Origin of the sequence: Microbacterium sp. bgisy203 (genome assembly GCF_965345155.1) — a bacterium.
Classification (GTDB): domain Bacteria; phylum Actinomycetota; class Actinomycetes; order Actinomycetales; family Microbacteriaceae; genus Microbacterium.
The window spans coordinates 1-15,252 of sequence record NZ_CBDRLZ010000001.1; the positions used below are offsets into that span (position 1 = coordinate 1).

13 protein-coding genes are annotated in these 15,252 nt (G+C 71.8%); all 13 read right to left on the minus strand.

The genetic code is table 11. The annotated features are described in order from the left end of the window. Positions 1–369, minus strand: a 369-nt coding sequence (locus ACRVYW_RS00005; RefSeq protein WP_431800508.1) for a methionyl-tRNA formyltransferase, incomplete at its 3' end; no start/stop codon positions are given. Between the two features lie 82 nt (positions 370–451). Continuing rightward, positions 452–2,497: a primosomal protein N' gene (locus tag ACRVYW_RS00010; protein ID WP_431800511.1), complete on the minus strand. Its 2,046-nt coding sequence runs from the start codon at positions 2,495–2,497 to the stop codon at positions 452–454. A 21-nt stretch (positions 2,498–2,518) separates the two neighbouring features. Continuing rightward, positions 2,519–3,712 carry a methionine adenosyltransferase gene (gene metK / locus ACRVYW_RS00015; RefSeq protein ID WP_431800512.1) on the minus strand — a complete coding sequence of 398 codons (1,194 nt, stop codon included), beginning with the start codon at positions 3,710–3,712 and terminating at the stop codon, positions 2,519–2,521. Positions 3,713–3,906: 194 nt separating this feature from the next. Beyond that, the gene (gene rpoZ, locus ACRVYW_RS00020; protein WP_431800514.1) at positions 3,907–4,161 is read right to left on the minus strand and encodes a DNA-directed RNA polymerase subunit omega; all 255 of its coding nucleotides are present in this window, start codon (positions 4,159–4,161) and stop codon (positions 3,907–3,909) included. 129 nt (positions 4,162–4,290) lie between these two features. Then, entirely contained in the window at positions 4,291–5,106 is an 816-nt protein-coding gene (locus ACRVYW_RS00025; RefSeq protein ID WP_431800516.1) for an aspartyl protease family protein, read from the minus strand. A 167-nt stretch (positions 5,107–5,273) separates the two neighbouring features. Further along, a complete protein-coding gene (gene gmk / locus ACRVYW_RS00030; RefSeq protein ID WP_431800518.1) occupies positions 5,274–6,170 on the minus strand; it encodes a guanylate kinase in 897 nt (298 codons plus the stop codon). Positions 6,171–6,174: 4 nt separating this feature from the next. Next, positions 6,175–7,029, minus strand: coding sequence for an orotidine-5'-phosphate decarboxylase (pyrF, locus tag ACRVYW_RS00035; RefSeq protein WP_431800519.1), 855 nt, complete (start codon positions 7,027–7,029; stop codon positions 6,175–6,177). Continuing rightward, positions 7,026–10,349: a carbamoyl-phosphate synthase large subunit gene (carB, locus tag ACRVYW_RS00040; protein ID WP_431800521.1), complete on the minus strand. Its 3,324-nt coding sequence runs from the start codon at positions 10,347–10,349 to the stop codon at positions 7,026–7,028. Before carB ends, pyrF begins: the two co-directional genes overlap by 4 nt. Continuing rightward, positions 10,349–11,569 carry a glutamine-hydrolyzing carbamoyl-phosphate synthase small subunit gene (gene carA / locus ACRVYW_RS00045; RefSeq protein WP_431800523.1) on the minus strand — a complete coding sequence of 407 codons (1,221 nt, stop codon included), beginning with the start codon at positions 11,567–11,569 and terminating at the stop codon, positions 10,349–10,351. The genes carB and carA overlap by 1 nt, the downstream gene beginning before the upstream one ends. Continuing rightward, the gene (locus tag ACRVYW_RS00050; RefSeq protein ID WP_431800525.1) at positions 11,566–12,141 is read right to left on the minus strand and encodes a hypothetical protein; all 576 of its coding nucleotides are present in this window, start codon (positions 12,139–12,141) and stop codon (positions 11,566–11,568) included. The genes carA and ACRVYW_RS00050 overlap by 4 nt, the downstream gene beginning before the upstream one ends. Beyond that, positions 12,138–13,457, minus strand: a complete 1,320-nt coding sequence (locus ACRVYW_RS00055; protein WP_431800527.1) for a dihydroorotase — start codon at positions 13,455–13,457, stop codon at positions 12,138–12,140. The genes ACRVYW_RS00050 and ACRVYW_RS00055 overlap by 4 nt, the downstream gene beginning before the upstream one ends. Further along, positions 13,454–14,422, minus strand: a complete 969-nt coding sequence (locus tag ACRVYW_RS00060; protein ID WP_431800529.1) for an aspartate carbamoyltransferase catalytic subunit — start codon at positions 14,420–14,422, stop codon at positions 13,454–13,456. The genes ACRVYW_RS00055 and ACRVYW_RS00060 overlap by 4 nt, the downstream gene beginning before the upstream one ends. Continuing rightward, complete coding sequence (pyrR, locus tag ACRVYW_RS00065; RefSeq protein WP_431800531.1) at positions 14,419–14,961, minus strand: bifunctional pyr operon transcriptional regulator/uracil phosphoribosyltransferase PyrR; 543 nt, start codon at positions 14,959–14,961, stop codon at positions 14,419–14,421. Before pyrR ends, ACRVYW_RS00060 begins: the two co-directional genes overlap by 4 nt. Positions 14,962–15,252 lie beyond the last annotated feature (291 nt).

Sequence of the window (15,252 nt, forward strand, 5' to 3'; positions counted from 1 at the left end):
CCCCCCCCCCCCCCCCCCCCCCCCGCCGCGCCAGCGCGGGAGCAGCGAGAAGTGCAGGTTGATCCAGCCGCGGCCCGGGAGAGACAGGAGCGGCTCCCGGACCAGGCCGCCATAGGCGACGATCACGCCGAGATCGGGCGCGAGGGCACCGATCGCGGCGGTGGCGTCGGCATCCAGCCGGTCGGCCTTGATGACGGGTAGCGCGAGTTCCTCCGCTGCCCGCGCGACCGGCGAGGGGGTGAGGACGCGCTTGCGTCCGAGCGGGGCGTCCGTGCGCGTCACGACGCCGACGATGGTGTGGCCGGAGGCGGCGAGGGCGTGGAGGGAAGGCACGGCGGGTTCGGGTGTTCCCGCGAAGACGATGCGCATGTGGCTCCTCGGTGGCGGTGCAGTGGCGGTGCAGTGGCGGTCCGGCGGCGGTGCAGAGATGCCGCTGGCGTGGGGTGGTCGGTCAGAGGTCGAGCTCGGGCACGTCGAACCGCACCCTGAGTGTAGTTCGCGGGGCGAAGCGGTCACCGGTCGTGCGGGTGCGGCGGCCGCGCAGCGCATCGGCGACGACCGAGGCGCGCAGGCTCTCGGCAACCGGTCTGCCGAGTCCGTAGTCGAAGCGGACGAGGGCGCGGACGCCCCCACCCTCCTGGGGTACCGGTCCGATGATCGCCTGTGCGGCGGGGTTCTGACCGTCGAGGCCCGGCACATCGGCGCGCAGTGTCGTCAGGGCCGTCGCGACGCTCGAAGCGGTGCCTTCGACGGCGGCGACGCGCACCGCCGGCGGCATGTGGAGCGGCACGCGGTCGGCGAGCTCGGCACGGGCGTAGGCGGGCTGCGTCCACGTCGCGAGCGCGCGCGCGACGGGACCGGCGACCCCGACGAGGTGCACGGGTGCACCGGGAGCGGCGAGGGCGGCGGCGTTCGACCACCAGCGGAGGCATGCCTCGCCGATCCGCAGCTGCTCGGCCATGAGCATCTTGTCGCCGTCGAGCAGGATGACCGCCCGATAACCGCCTTCCGCGTGGGGCTCGGCGCCGCGGGTCGCGACGACGAGGGCCGGGCGGGCGTCGACGGTCACGACGGGGTGATCGCCGTCGGCGAGGATGACACGGGTGTTCGGGAAGGCGCGGCCGAGCTCGTCGGCGGTGCGTTCGCTGCCCGACGAGGCCATGCGGAGGGTCGTCGCCTCACAGTGCGGGCAACGCCACGCCGAGATGGTCCGTCCGCACCACGCGCACTCCGGCGCGGCGCCCTTGCGCTTCGCGCGGAGCGGCCCCGTGCAGTGCGGGCAGCGCGCGGGCGTGCGGCACTGGGCGCAGACGAGCACCGGCGCGTAGCCGGGCCGCGCGACCTGCACGAGGACGGGCCCGTGCTCGAGCGCTGTGCGCGCCGCCGCGAACGCCGCCGAGGGCACGCGCTGACCGCGCGCCTCCCCCTCGCGCGTCGCCGACAGGATGACGTTCGGGCTCTCGCGTCGTCGGGCCGGGACCTCGCGCACCCAGCCGAGCTGGACGAGACGCTCGACGTCGGTCGTGCGGGTGTGGCCCGCGAAGACGAGCGAGGAACCCTCGAGCTCCTGCCGGACGAGCGCCGCGTCGCGCGCGTGCACGCCGGGAGTGAGCGGCTCGGCCAGCAGCGGATCGCCGTCGTCCCAGATGATGACCGCCCCGACGTCGGCCGCGGGTGCGTAGACCGTCGACCGGTTGCCGACCACGATCGCCGGCGCGCCGCCGAGGAGCCGCAGGTAGCTCGCGTACCGCTCCGGGCCGGACCGGCGCGCATCGTCGCGGACGACCGAGCCGTCGGGGGCGTGCGCGTCGAGGACGGCGAGCACCTGCTCCTGGTCGCGCTGATCCGGGACGATGACGAGGGTGCTCCGGCCGCGCGCGAGGGTGTCGATCGCGAGCGCGGCGACGAGCTCCGCCCAGGCGCCCGCCGCCCGTACGGCCGCGGGGCGGGGCGGCGCGTCGAGCGCGATGCGGGCTCCCTCGTCGACGGCGCCGCGCAGGTCGGGGTAGACGTCGAGGATGCCGTGCGCCCATCCGGTGGCGTCGTCCGACGGCGCGATCGGCCCAGCGGATCCCTCCGCGCCGTCGATCTCACCGGCGCCCTCGCCCGTGCTCTCGGCGTTCTCCCGGGCCGCGAGCCACGCCTTCTCGGCGCGCACCATGCGCTTGGGGATCGCGAGACGCAAGACGTCGCTCGCCGACCCCGCCGCGCGGTCGGCGACGCGCCGCGCCAGCGTGTACAGCGCCGGCGTGAGGACCGGTACCGGCGAGACGACGGCATCCAGCTCGGACAGCGGCTTCGCCGTGCGGACCGCGTCGGCGGCGTCGACGACCTCGACGAGATAGCCGTCGACGACGCGTCCCGCGGTGCGCAGCGGAACTTTGACCCGCACGCCCGGGACGGCGTCGTCCTCGAGCGACGCCGGAACGGCGTAGTCGAAGAGACGGTCGAGCTGCGGCAGCGGCGAGTCGATGAGGACGCGCGCGACGAGGGGCATGGTGAGACGGGTCGAACGGCGTCAGATCCCGGCGGCGGCGCGGAGGTCGTCGACGCGGTCGGTGCGCTCCCACGTGAAATCGGGCAGCTCGCGGCCGAAGTGCCCGTACGCGGCGGTCTGGGCGTAGATGGGGCGCAGGAGATCGAGGTGCTCGATGATCGCCTTGGGCCGCAGGTCGAACACGTCGCGGATCGCAGCGGTGATGACCTCATCGGCGACGTGCCCCGTGCCGAACGACTCGACGTAGAGGCCCACCGGCTTCGCCTTGCCGATGGCGTAGGCCACCTGCACCTCGAGCCGGTCGGCGAGGCCGGCAGCGACGGCGTTCTTCGCCACCCAGCGCATCGCGTACGCCGCAGAGCGGTCGACCTTGGACGGGTCCTTGCCGCTGAAGGCACCACCGCCGTGCCGGGATGCCCCGCCGTACGTATCGATGATGATCTTGCGTCCGGTGAGGCCCGCGTCGCCCTTGGGCCCGCCGATGACGAACGGCCCGGCGGGGTTGATGTAGTACTTCACGTCGGGAAGGGCGAGCCCGGTGCGTTCGAGGACCGGGTCGATGACTTCGGCCTTGACCGCCGCGCGGAGCGCCTTCTGCGAGATCTCCGGGTGGTGCTGCGTGGACAGGACGACCGATTCGATCGTCGTCGGCACGGCGCCGTCGTATCCGAGGGTGACCTGGGTCTTGCCGTCGGGGCGGAGGAACGGGAGCTCGCCCGAGCGGCGGACCTCGGCGAGCCGCTCGGCGATGCGGTGGGCCGTCCAGATCGCCATCGGCATGAGCTCGGGTGTCTCGTTGGTCGCGTAGCCGAACATGATGCCCTGGTCCCCCGCCCCCTGGAGGTCACGGGGATCTTCCGACCCGTCCTCACGGCGCTCGAAGGCCTTGTCGACGCCGGCGGCGATGTCGGAGGACTGCGCACCGATCGACACGCTGACGCCGCATGAGTCGCCGTCGAAGCCGGTGTCGGACGAAGTGTAGCCGATGCGGTTCACGACGTCGCGGACGATTGCGGGGATCTCGACGTATGCGCTCGTCGACACCTCGCCGGCGACGTGGACGAGTCCCGTCGTCACGAGGGTCTCGACCGCCACGCGGCCGTCGGGGTCGTCGGTGAGGATCGCGTCGAGGATCGCGTCGGAGATCTGGTCGCAGATCTTGTCGGGGTGTCCTTCGGTGACGGATTCGGAGGTGAACAGACGCAGGGTGCTCATGGTCTCGTGGTCTCTCCAAGAGGCGGCACGGTGTCGGAGCCGGGAGGCCGGTGACGGTGCCAAGGTTCGGTTGTCGGGGGTAGGTGGGGATGCTCTCGGCATCCCCTCACACCATCATGCCCGTGGCCCCCGACATCGCGGGGAACACGGGCATGGCGACGCCGTACGGCGTCATACGCGCGGTGGTGCGGCGCTCACTCGGCTTCGCGCAGGCGCAGCTTGTCCTCGTGGATCTCGTGGAGTGCGATCGTGAGCGGCTTGTCCTCGACGCTCGAGTCGACGAGCGGCCCGACGTTGTCGAAGAGGTTCCCCTCGTGCAGGTCGGAGTAGTAGTCGTTGATCTGACGCGCGCGCTTGGACGCGTAGATGACGAGCTGGTACTTCGAGTCGACCTTCTCGAGCAGTGCGTCGATGGGCGGGTCGATGATGCCCTTGTCGCGGTTGACCATGCGGGACCTCCTAGGTCTGCGGGATGTGCGGAGTCTGCGGACGAGCGGCCGGAAGCCGGTGGAAAGCGTGCGGGCGCGGCCCCGCGTCGCGGCATTCGATCATTCTGGCCGCGGCATCCGATCATTCTATCAGCGCGGGAGGAAGGACCAGGTCCCCTGCTGGAGGTCGATCCGCCAGTCCGCCTGCGCGAGCAGCGGGTAGCCGATGATGAGGTCGAATGCCGGCTCCCCCGGCGGCTGGATCCCGGCGATCGGCGCGAGGGCGGCGAGGCTCGGCGCGAAGCGCCGCTCGCCGACGACGCACGCGGCCATCGTCACCATCGCGGTGTCGGCGGTGATCCCGTGTGCGTCGTGTCCGCGGGAGTTCCGCAGTGGCGTGAAGAGCGTGGGATGCCGGGACGCGAACGCCGCGTCGACCACCGTGACCCCGGCGCCGCTGTCCCACACGGCGAGCGCGGTGACGGCGTCCCAGGTGACGTCGACATGCGGATGCCCGGCGCTCGAGAGGACGAGCGGGCGCTCGTCGGCGTCGGCGTCCTCGGCGTCGGCGTCGATCGTCAGTGTGCGCGTGGGGAAGCGGACGTCCCACCGATGCCCCGCGATGACCTCCTGTCCGAGGATGTCCGGCGGGCCGGGATCGGCGGCGGACGCGACCTCCATAACGACGTCGTCCGCGTGAAGTGCGGATGGGCCGGTGCCGATGCGCAGGAACGGGACACGCGTACGCCGCTGCGGCCGAGCGGCTCCGAGAGCCCCGCGTCCCGGCGTTGCCGACGGGGTCTGGTCGAAGGAGGCGGCGGCATCCATCGCAATGCGCCCACGGGCGGCCCCGGTGTCGAAGAGGAAGCGACGGGGAGTTCCGGTGACATCGACGTCGATGAACACGGAGGCGGCGCCCACCTCGTCCGGGTTCCCCTCGATGTGGAGGGGGACTGTGACGGTCACGGACTCAGCGTAGGCCCCGGCCATGCCCGGGCGAACCGAACTGCAAGGTTCTGTGCCCGACACGCCGTCGCGGGGGTGGGGTACACGGCGTGTCGGCGCGGGGGCCGTGTCGTTGGAAACGGTCCGGGAGGCCGGATGCCGGGAGGCCGGGCGCCGGGGGCGGCCGGTCAGCCGGCGAGGGCGGCGACCGCGGCGGCGGCGCGGGGCACGGTGTCGTTCACGACGAGGTAGTCGAACTCGCCCTGCGAGGCGAGCTCGCCCTTCGCGGTGCGCAGGCGCCGGGCGCGCTCTTCCTCGTCCTCGGTGCCGCGCCCGACGAGCCGGTGGACGAGTTCGTCCCAGCTGGGCGGCAGGAGGAAGACGAGGGTCGCGTCGGGGGCGGCGGCGCGCACCTGACGCGCACCCTGCAGGTCGATCTCGAGGAGCACGGTGCGACCCTCGGCGAGGGCCTTCTCGATCGGAGCCTTCGGGGTGCCGTACCGGTACTTGTTGTGCACCGTCGCCCATTCGAGCAGCTCGCCGTCGGCGATGAGGCGATCGAACTCGACGTCGTCGACGAAGTAGTAGTGCTCGCCGTCGACTTCGCCCGGCCGCGGCGGCCGCGTCGTCGCCGAGACCGACAGGAGGATCTCGGGGTGGTGCTCCTTGATGTGCGCGGCGACGGTTCCCTTGCCGACCGCGGTGGGGCCCGCGAGGACGATCAGACGGCTGCGACCGGCGCGCGGAGTGTGCGGCGGGAACCGCCCGTCGAGGAAGCGCGACAGCTCCTTGCGCTGACGCGGGCCGAGGCCGCCCAGGCGCTTGACCGGCGAGATCTCGAGCTCGGCGAGGATCCGGTCGCGCTTGCCCTCCCCGATCGCGGGGAGCGCCGTCAGGTACTCCGTGATCCGCATGGCGCCCGCGGGCGACTCAGGGTGGTCCCAGGCACGCTGCAGCAGCTCCTGCGGGGTGATGACGCGCATCGCGACATCCTGTTTCAGTGCCGCGCGCTCTCGGCGCGCGGCGACGGCCCGGCGGGATGCCGCTGCGCGATCGACCTCGGGTGGGCGGCGCGTCTCAGTCATCACCTCAACGATACCGGGCGACACGCTCCTCGATGCGCGCGGCGAGGCGTTCGGGCCCCGCGGAGAGGATGCTGCGGCTCTCGCTCGCGACCACCTGCGACGCGACGTAGCCGAAGAGGCGCTTCAGGTCCTCGGGCTCCGCACCTTGGGCGCCGAAGCCCGGCGCGAGGATCGGCATGCCCGCGAGGACGACGTCGGTGAGCCCGACCGCGCGCCGATCGGCGGTCGCGCCGACGACGAGGCCGAGCGGACCGAGTGATCCGGGTGCACCGATGTTCCGCGCCGCGACGTCGTGCGCGACGCCTTCGGCGACGGACTCGCCGTCGACGTCGGTGCGGGACTGGACGGTCGCCGCCTCGGGGTTGCTCGTCGCGGCGAGGACGAACGCTCCCTTGTCGTGGGCGAGGGCCGTGCGCAGCGCCGCGTCGAGCGCGTCGGTGCCGAGGTAGGGGCTGAGGGTCACGGCGTCGCTCTCAAGGGGCGCGTCGGGGCGCAGCCACGCGGCCGCGTAGCCCTCCATCGTCGAGCCGATGTCGCCCCGCTTCGCGTCGGCGATGACGAGGAGCCCCGCGGCGCGCGCCGTGGCGATGACCTCTTCCAGCGCCGCGAAGCCCGCCGCGCCGTGCGCCTCGAAGAACGCGACCTGCGGCTTGATCACGCCCACGCGCCCCGCGGCGGCCTCGACGGTGCGCAGACCGAAGTCGCGCACGCCGGATGCCGAGGCGTCGAGCCCCCAGGCGCGCAGGAGCGCCTCGTGCGGGTCGATGCCGACGCACAGCGGACCGTACGTGTCGAGCGCGACGCGCAGCCGCTGCCCGAAGGTGGGGGCCGCCGTCGGCGGGATCTCGGGCCCGGTCATCGGACTTCCACCGTCTCGCGCGCTTCGGCCGACGCGCGGTTGTCGGCGCGGTCCTTCGCGTATTCCTGCAGGCTCCGCACCTGGAAGCCTTCGCGCAGCACGGGAAGCGACGACACCGCCGCGCCGAGCACCGCCATGGTCGTGAAGAGCGCCTTGTCGGCAGCGACGGCCGCCGCGCGGATCTCGTAGCCGTCGGCGCGCGCGATGCCGCCCGAGGGCGTGTTCACGACGATGTCGATCTCGCCGGCATTGATGAGGTCGACGACGTTCTGCTCGCCGCTCTCCTGCGTTGCGGAGTACTTGTTCACGACGTCGACGCGGATGCCGTTGCGCGCGAGGATCTCCGCGGTGCCCTCGGTCGCGGTGAGGCGGAAGCCGAGCTCCTGCAGGCGGTGCGCCGGGAGGATCACGGCGCGCTTGTCGTCGTCGGCGACCGAGAGGAAGACCGTCCCGGAGGTGGGAAGCCCGCCGTAGGCGGCGGCCTGGCTCTTCGCGAACGCGGTCGGGAAGTCGCGGTCGATGCCCATGACTTCGCCCGTCGAGCGCATCTCGGGGCCGAGCACCGAGTCGACGGTGTGGCCGTCGGCGGTGCGGAACCGCTTGAAGGGCAGCACGGCCTCCTTCACCGAGACGGGAGCGTCGAGCGGCACGCGCGAGCCGTCCTGCGCGGGGAGGAGCCCCTCGGCCTTGAGCTCGGCGACGGTGGCGCCGGCCATGATCCGCGACGCCGCCTTCGCGAGCGGGATGCCGAGGGCCTTCGACACGAACGGGACCGTCCGCGACGCCCGGGGGTTCGCCTCGATCACGTAGAGGACACCCGCCGAGACGGCGAACTGCACGTTCAGGAGGCCCCGCACGCCCACGCCTTCGGCGATCGCGAGGGTCGCCGCGCGGACGCGGTCGATCTCGGTGCGGCCAAGGGAGATGGGAGGGAGGGTGCAGGACGAGTCGCCGGAGTGGATGCCGGCCTCTTCGAGGTGCTCCATGACACCGCCGATGTACAGCTCGTGACCGTCGTAGAGTGCGTCGACGTCGAGCTCCACCGCGTCGTCGAGGAAGCGGTCGACCAGGAGCGGCTTCCCCTCCTCGATGACGACCTCGCCGGCGGTGCGGACGAAGTAGTCGCGGAGGCTCTCGGTGTCGTAGACGATCTCCATGCCGCGTCCGCCGAGCACGAAGCTCGGACGCACGAGCACGGGGTAGCCGATCTCCTCGGCGATCGCGACGGCGCCCGCCTCGTCGGTGGCCGTGCCGTGACGCGGGGCGATGAGCCCCGCGCGGTCGAGGAGCTGCGAGAAGAGCTCGCGCTCCTCCGCGATATCGATCGCGGCGGGCGACGTGCCGAGGATCGTGTACCCCGCCTCCTCGATGCCCTTCGCGAGCCCGAGCGGGGTCTGTCCACCGAGCTGGCACACCACGCCGAGGATCTCCCCCGACGCGCTCTCGGCGTGCAGCACCTCGAGCACGTCCTCGAGGGTGAGCGGCTCGAAGTAGAGCCGGTCGCTCGTGTCGTAGTCGGTCGAGACCGTCTCGGGGTTGCAGTTGACCATGATGGTCTCGTAGCCGGCATCCGACAGCGCGAACGACGCGTGCACGCACGAGTAGTCGAACTCCACGCCCTGCCCGATGCGGTTCGGGCCCGAGCCGATGATGACGACCTTCGTGCGCTCCGACGGCGTCACCTCGGTCTCGCGGTCGTAGCTGGAGTAGTGGTACGGCGTCAGCGCGGGGAACTCCCCCGCGCACGTGTCGACGGTCTTGTAGACGGGCCGAAGGCCGTACGACCAGCGGATGCCGCGGATCTCGGCCTCGGAGACGCCGCGGAGCTCGGCGAGCTGCGCGTCGCTGAAGCCGTGCTCCTTGGCGATGCGGAGCACGTCGGCATCCAGCTCGGCGGCGGTCCGCACGAACTCGGCGACCTCGTTGATGAGGGCCATCTGGTCGAGGAACCACGGGTCGATCTTCGTCGCCTCGAAGGCCTCCTCGACCGTGGCGCCCTTGCGCATGGCCTGCTGCAGCACGACGATCCGGCCGTCGGTCGGGCGCTCGGCGATCGTGAGGAGCTCCTCCTTCGAGCGCGGCTCGGGCCCCCAGTGGAAGCTCGACCCCTTCTTCTCGAGCGAGCGGAGCGCCTTCTGGAGCGCCGTCGTGTAGTTGCGTCCGATGGCCATCGCCTCGCCGACCGACTTCATGGTCGTCGTCAGCGTCGTGTCGGCGTTGGGGAACTTCTCGAAGTTGAACCGCGGCACCTTCACGACGACGTAGTCCAGCGTCGGCTCGAAGCTCGCCGGCGTCGCCTGCGTGATGTCGTTCGGCACCTCGTCGAGGCGGTAGCCGATCGCGAGCTTCGCGGCGAGCTTCGCGATCGGGAACCCGGTCGCCTTCGAGGCGAGGGCCGACGAGCGCGAGACGCGTGGGTTCATCTCGATGACGATGATCCGGCCGTTGTCGGGGTTGACCGCGAACTGGATGTTGCAGCCGCCCGTGTCGACGCCGACGGCGCGGATGATGTCGATGCCGATGTCGCGCAGCTTCTGGTACTCGCGGTCGGTGAGGGTGAGGGCGGGCGCGACCGTAATCGAGTCGCCCGTGTGCACGCCGACCGGGTCGACGTTCTCGATCGAGCAGACGACCACCGTGTTGTCGGAGGTGTCGCGCATGAGCTCGAGCTCGTACTCCTTCCAGCCGAGGATCGACTCCTCCAGGAGCACCTCGGTGGTGGGCGAGTCGCGCAGGCCCGCGCCGCCGATGCGGCGGAGGTCCTCTTCGTCGTAGGCGAAGCCCGACCCGAGGCCGCCCATCGTGAAGGAGGGGCGGACGACGAGCGGGTAGCCGAGCTCGGCGGCGCCGGCGAGGAGGTCGTCCATCGTGTGCGCGATCACCGAGCGGGCGACGTCGGCCCCGGCATCCAGGACGAGCTGCTTGAAGATCTGCCGGTCCTCGCCCTTGCGGATCGCGTCGACCTTCGCGCCGATGAGCTCGACGTCGTACTTCTCGAGGATGCCGCGGTCGTGCAGCGCCATCGCGGCGTTCAGCGCCGTCTGGCCGCCGAGGGTCGGGAGGATCGCGTCGGGCTTCTCCTTCGCGATGATCGTCTCGATGACCTCGGGGGTGATCGGCTCGATGTAGGTCGCGTCGGCGAAGTCGGGGTCGGTCATGATCGTCGCCGGGTTGGAGTTGACGAGGATGACGCGGACGCCCTCCTCCCGCAGCACGCGGCAGGCCTGCGTGCCCGAGTAGTCGAACTCGCACGCCTGGCCGATGACGATCGGCCCCGACCCGATGACGAGGACGCTCTGGATGTCGTCGCGCTTGGGCATCAGTTGCCACCCTTTCGGTGATCGAGTGCGCGCGCAGCGCGGGTATCGAGATCCGCACGGACCAGGTCCGCGAACCGGTCGAAGAGGTAGTTCGCGTCATGGGGACCGGCGGCCGCCTCGGGGTGGTACTGCACGCTGAAGGCGGGCAGGTCGAGGGCGCGCAGTCCCTCCACGACGTTGTCGTTGAGCCCGATGTGCGAGACCTCGACGCGGCCGTAGCCGTTCGGCGACTCGACGGTTCCCTCGAGCGGCGCGTCGACGGCGAAGCCGTGGTTGTGCGCCGTGATCTCGACGCGCCCGGTCTGCTTGTCGAGCACGGGCTGGTTGATGCCGCGGTGCCCGAACGGCAGCTTGTAGGTGCCGAATCCGAGCGCGCGGCCGAGCAGCTGGTTGCCGAAGCAGATCCCGAAGAAGGGCAGGCGGTCATCCAGCACGGAGCGCAGCAACGCGACGTGGTCGCCGGATGCCGCGGGGTCGCCCGGACCGTTGGAGTAGAACACCGCGACGGGGTCGATCGCGCGGATGTCGTCGATCGTCGCCGACTGGGGCAGCACGTGCACGTCGAAGCCGCGGGCGGCGAGGTTGAGGATCGTCGCCTGCTTGACGCCGAGGTCGAGGACGGCGAGGTTGCCGATCCGCTCGGTGCCCTCGGCGGCCGGAGTCACCTGCTCGGTGGCGACCGAGACCTCGGCGGAGAGGTTCTGGCCGGTCATCTCGGGGGCTGCGCGGACGAGGCGCAGCTGCTCCTCGGCATCCAGCGCCGCGGCCTCACCCGAGAAGACGCCGCCGCGCATCGAGCCCGCCGAGCGGAGAATCCGCGTGAGCGCGCGCGTGTCGACACCGGAGATGCCGACGATGCCGCCCTGAACGAGCGCGTCGTCGAGCGATTCGTCGGCGCGCCAGTTCGACACGACGCGCGAGGGGTCGCGGACGATGTAGCCCGACACCCAGATGCGGCGGGACTCGGGGTCTTCGTCGTTCATGCCGGTGTTGCCGATGTGCGGCGCCGTCTGCAGGACGATCTGCCCGGCGTAGGACGGGTCGGTGAGGGTCTCCTGGTAGCCGGTCATGCCGGTTGCGAACACGACTTCGCCGATCGTCGTGCCGTGCGCGCCGTAGGCGCGACCGGGGTGGCGCGAGCCGTCTTCGAGGACGAGCACGGCGGGGTCGGTGTGGAGGGAGAACCGCGGCGGCGAAGCGGCGGAGGTCGGAGTGGTCATGAGTCGGCTCCCGTCGGGGTGCTGGAGGAGGGAGAGGAGGATGCCGGAAGCGTCGCGGCGATCTGGTTAGCGAGGGTGCGAGCCGAGCCGTCCTGCGGGCGCAGGTAGCTGTCCACGGCGACCTGCGCCGCGGACGCGTCGCCCGATGCGTCGGCGGATGCCTCGCCCGATGTGTCGGCGCGCCAGGTGAGACGCACGAGCCCGCCGGGCTCGACGACGCGGTCGATCGCGACGTTCGCGAGGGCGACGTCGTCGATGCGCTCGCGCGGCACGAAGAGGTCGGGCGCGCCCGGGAGGTCGAGCGCGACGCCCGCGTCGGTCACGGTCACCGCAACGCGCGAGCGGAACCCGAGGTGACGGATCGCGAGGCGTTCGAGTGGCTCGCCGTGACGGGTCGTCGCGACGTAGAACCCGTCGGCGGACCCTGTCGTCGTCGCCCCCGCGGGGATGGCGCCGACGGGGGCGGTGAGTCCCGCGTCGCGCCGCGTGCGCCGGCGCCACGCGACGACGCCGAGTGCGAGCAGCAGCACGGCGGCGCCGACCATGACGAGCAGGGCTCCCTCGCGGGTCATCGGATCGCTCCCGCCGTCGGCATCCGTTCGGCCAACACGGCATCGGCGACCGTGGCGGCGCCCCGGAAGAACGTCCAGCGGATCTCGCCCGGAAGCTCGCGACCCAGGTAGGGCGAGTTGACGCTCCGCCCGCGCAGGTCATCCATGCCGAAGCGGCGGACCGGTGCCGGGTCGTACAGCGTCAGCGAGGCGGGGGCGCCGACGACGAGCGGCGTGCCCGCGTCGTCGAGGCGGCCGATCCGCGCGGGGTTCGCCGACATGACGCGAGCGACGTCCTCCCAGTCGAGCAGCCCGGTCTCGACCATCGCCTGGTGGACGACCCGGAGGGCCGACTCGAGGCCGACCATGCCGTTCGCCGCTGCTGGCCACTCGCAGGACTTCGCCTCGGTGGGGTGCGGGGCGTGGTCGGTCGCGACGGTGTCGATCGTGCCGTCCGCGAGACCCGCACGGACCGCCTGGACGTCCTCGTCGCGCCGGAGCGGCGGGTTGACCTTGAAGCGGGCGTCGTAGCCGCGGACGAGCTCTTCGGTGAGGAGCAGGTGGTGCGGCGTGACCTCGGCGGTGACGTTCACACCGCGCTTCTTGGCCCAGCGGATGATGTCGACCGACCCGGCCGTGGAGAGATGGCAGACGTGCAGGCGCGAGCCGACGTGCTCGGCGAGGAGCACGTCGCGCGCGATGATCGACTCCTCGGCGACCGCCGGCCACCCGGCGAGGCCGAGCTCGGCCGAGACCGCGCCCTCGTTCATCTGGGCGCCCTCGGTCAGGCGCGGGTCCTGCGCGTGCTGCGCGACGACGCCGTCGAACGCCTTCACGTACTCGAGCGCGCGGCGCATGATGAGCGGATCGAAGACGCAGAAGCCGTCGTCGCTGAAGACGCGCACGCGCGCCCGGCTCGATGCCATCGCTCCGAGTTCGGCGAGCCGCTCCCCCTTCTGGCCGACGGTGACCGCGCCGATCGGCTGCACGCGCACGTACCCGGCGGCCTCGCCGAGGGCGAGTTCCTGCTCGACGACGCCGGCCGTGTCGGCCACGGGCGAGGTGTTCGGCATTGTGAAGACGGTCGTGAACCCGCCGGCCGCGGCGGCGCGCGATCCCGTGAGGATCGTCTCGGATGCCTCGTAGCCGGGCTCGCGGAAGTGCACGTGCAGGTCGACGAGGCCCGGGAGGGCGATCAGGCCGTCGGCATCCACCACCGTCGCGCCGGCGCGGCTGAGCCCCGTGCCGACCTCGGCGATGACGCCGTCCTCGATCACGAGGTCCGCAGCGTCGCCGCCGACCTGTGCCGCTCCGCGGATCAGGTACGTCTCGGTCATCGGGCGTCCTCCTGTGCTGTCGTCCCCCGCTCGCCCGCCAGAAGCAGGTACAGCGCGGCCATGCGCACCGACACGCCGTTCGCGACCTGGTCGAGCACGGTCGATCGGGGGGAATCGGCGGCGGCGGAGGAGATCTCCAACCCCCGGTTCATGGGTCCGGGGTGCATGACGATGCTACCTTCCGGCAGGGCGTGAAGGCGCGTCGCGTCGAGGCCCCAGCGCCGCGAATACTCCCGCTCCGTGGGGAAATACGCGGCGTTCATGCGCTCGAGCTGGATGCGGAGCATCATGATCGCGTCGGGGCCGGCGGCGATCGCCTCGTCGAGGTCGTACGCGACGGTCACCGGCCACGCCGAGACGTCCTGCGGGATCAGGGTCGGCGGAGCGACGATCGTGACCTCAGCGCCGAGCGTCGTCAGCAGCCACACGTTCGAGCGTGCGACGCGCGAGTGCAGGATGTCACCGACGATCGCGACGCGCAGGCCCGCGAGGTCACGTCCGCGGCTGCCGTCGCCGAAGAAGCGCTTGCGGATCGTGAAGGCGTCCAGGAGCGCCTGCGTCGGGTGTTCGTGCGTGCCGTCGCCGGCGTTGATGACGCCGGCGGAGATCCAGCCGCTCTCGGCGAGGGTCTGCGGGGCGCCGGACGCCCCGTGGCGGATGACGACGGCATCCGCGCCCATCGCCTGAAGGGTCTGCGCGGTGTCCTGCAGCGACTCCCCCTTGCTGACCGACGACCCCTTGGCGGAGAAGTTGATGACGTCGGCGGACAGGCGCTTCGCGGCGGCCTCGAACGAGATGCGGGTGCGGGTGGAGTCCTCGAAGAAGAGGTTGACCACCGTCTTGCCGCGGAGGGTCGGCAGCTTCTTGACCTCGCGCGACTGGGTGTCGCGCATGTCTTCGGCGACGTCGAGGATCTGGAGCGCATCGGCGCGGGAGAGTGACTTCGTGTCGAGCAGGTTCCTCATGAGGCGATCGTCACCTCGTCGACACCGTCGTTCTCGACCAGGTGCACGTTGACGCGCTCGGTGCGCGCGCTGGGCAGGTTCTTCCCGACGAAGTCGGGGCGGATGGGGAGCTCGCGGTGGCCGCGGTCGATGAGGATCGCGAGGCGCACCGCGGCGGGCCGGCCGATGTCGTTCACGGCATCCAGCGCCGCGCGGATCGAGCGGCCCGAGAAGAGCACGTCGTCGACGAGGACGACGGTCTTGCCGTCGATGCCGCCCGCGGGGATCGACGTCGGGTGCGGGGTGCGGGTGGGGTTCCGGTGCAGGTCGTCGCGGTACATCGTCACGTCGAGTGCGCCGACGGGGACGTCCGCTCCGGAGATGTCGCGCAGCTGCGCGGCGACGCGTTCGGCGAGGGTGACGCCGCGGGTCGGGATGCCGAGGATCACGAGATCGTCGGGGCCCTTGTTGGACTCGAGGATCTCGTGGGAGATCCGAGTCAAAGCACGCGTGATGTCGGCCGACTGCAGCACGGTCCGAGAAGACTCGGTCGTGGTCATCCGCCGCTCCCTTCTCCGCCTCACGGGACGGTGTTAAAGGTTGCTGGGTTTCCGGCATCCACCCTACCGCGTTTCGCCTCCCCGCCGATCCCCCCCCCCGCGTCCCTCGACCGTCGAACCTCTCGCCGATCCCCCCCGTCGATCCGCGCCGACCCCCGCCGATCCCCCGCCGAATCCTCCGAGACCGCGCGTTCTCGACGAGACCGCGACTCTTGTGCGGGGGTCTCGTCGAGAACGGGCGGTCTCGCGGGAGGAGACGCCGAGGTCGGCCGGCGCAGGCCGAGGCCGGGC

Bases quoted from the DNA above. Each gene is read 5' to 3' on its own strand.
- carB (WP_431800521.1), bottom strand. From the start codon at position 10,349: ATGCCCAAGCGCGACGACATCCAGAGCGTCCTCGTCATCGGGTCGGGG.
- ACRVYW_RS00055 (WP_431800527.1), bottom strand. From the start codon at position 13,457: ATGACCGAGACGTACCTGATCCGCGGAGCGGCACAGGTCGGCGGCGAC.
- ACRVYW_RS00050 (WP_431800525.1), bottom strand. From the start codon at position 12,141: ATGACCCGCGAGGGAGCCCTGCTCGTCATGGTCGGCGCCGCCGTGCTG.
- pyrR (WP_431800531.1), bottom strand. From the start codon at position 14,961: ATGACCACGACCGAGTCTTCTCGGACCGTGCTGCAGTCGGCCGACATC.
- pyrF (WP_431800519.1), bottom strand. From the start codon at position 7,029: ATGACCGGGCCCGAGATCCCGCCGACGGCGGCCCCCACCTTCGGGCAG.
- ACRVYW_RS00060 (WP_431800529.1), bottom strand. From the start codon at position 14,422: ATGAGGAACCTGCTCGACACGAAGTCACTCTCCCGCGCCGATGCGCTC.
- ACRVYW_RS00010 (WP_431800511.1), bottom strand. From the start codon at position 2,497: ATGCCCCTCGTCGCGCGCGTCCTCATCGACTCGCCGCTGCCGCAGCTC.
- gmk (WP_431800518.1), bottom strand. From the start codon at position 6,170: ATGACTGAGACGCGCCGCCCACCCGAGGTCGATCGCGCAGCGGCATCC.
- carA (WP_431800523.1), bottom strand. From the start codon at position 11,569: ATGACCACTCCGACCTCCGCCGCTTCGCCGCCGCGGTTCTCCCTCCAC.
- rpoZ (WP_431800514.1), bottom strand. From the start codon at position 4,161: ATGGTCAACCGCGACAAGGGCATCATCGACCCGCCCATCGACGCACTG.
- metK (WP_431800512.1), bottom strand. From the start codon at position 3,712: ATGAGCACCCTGCGTCTGTTCACCTCCGAATCCGTCACCGAAGGACAC.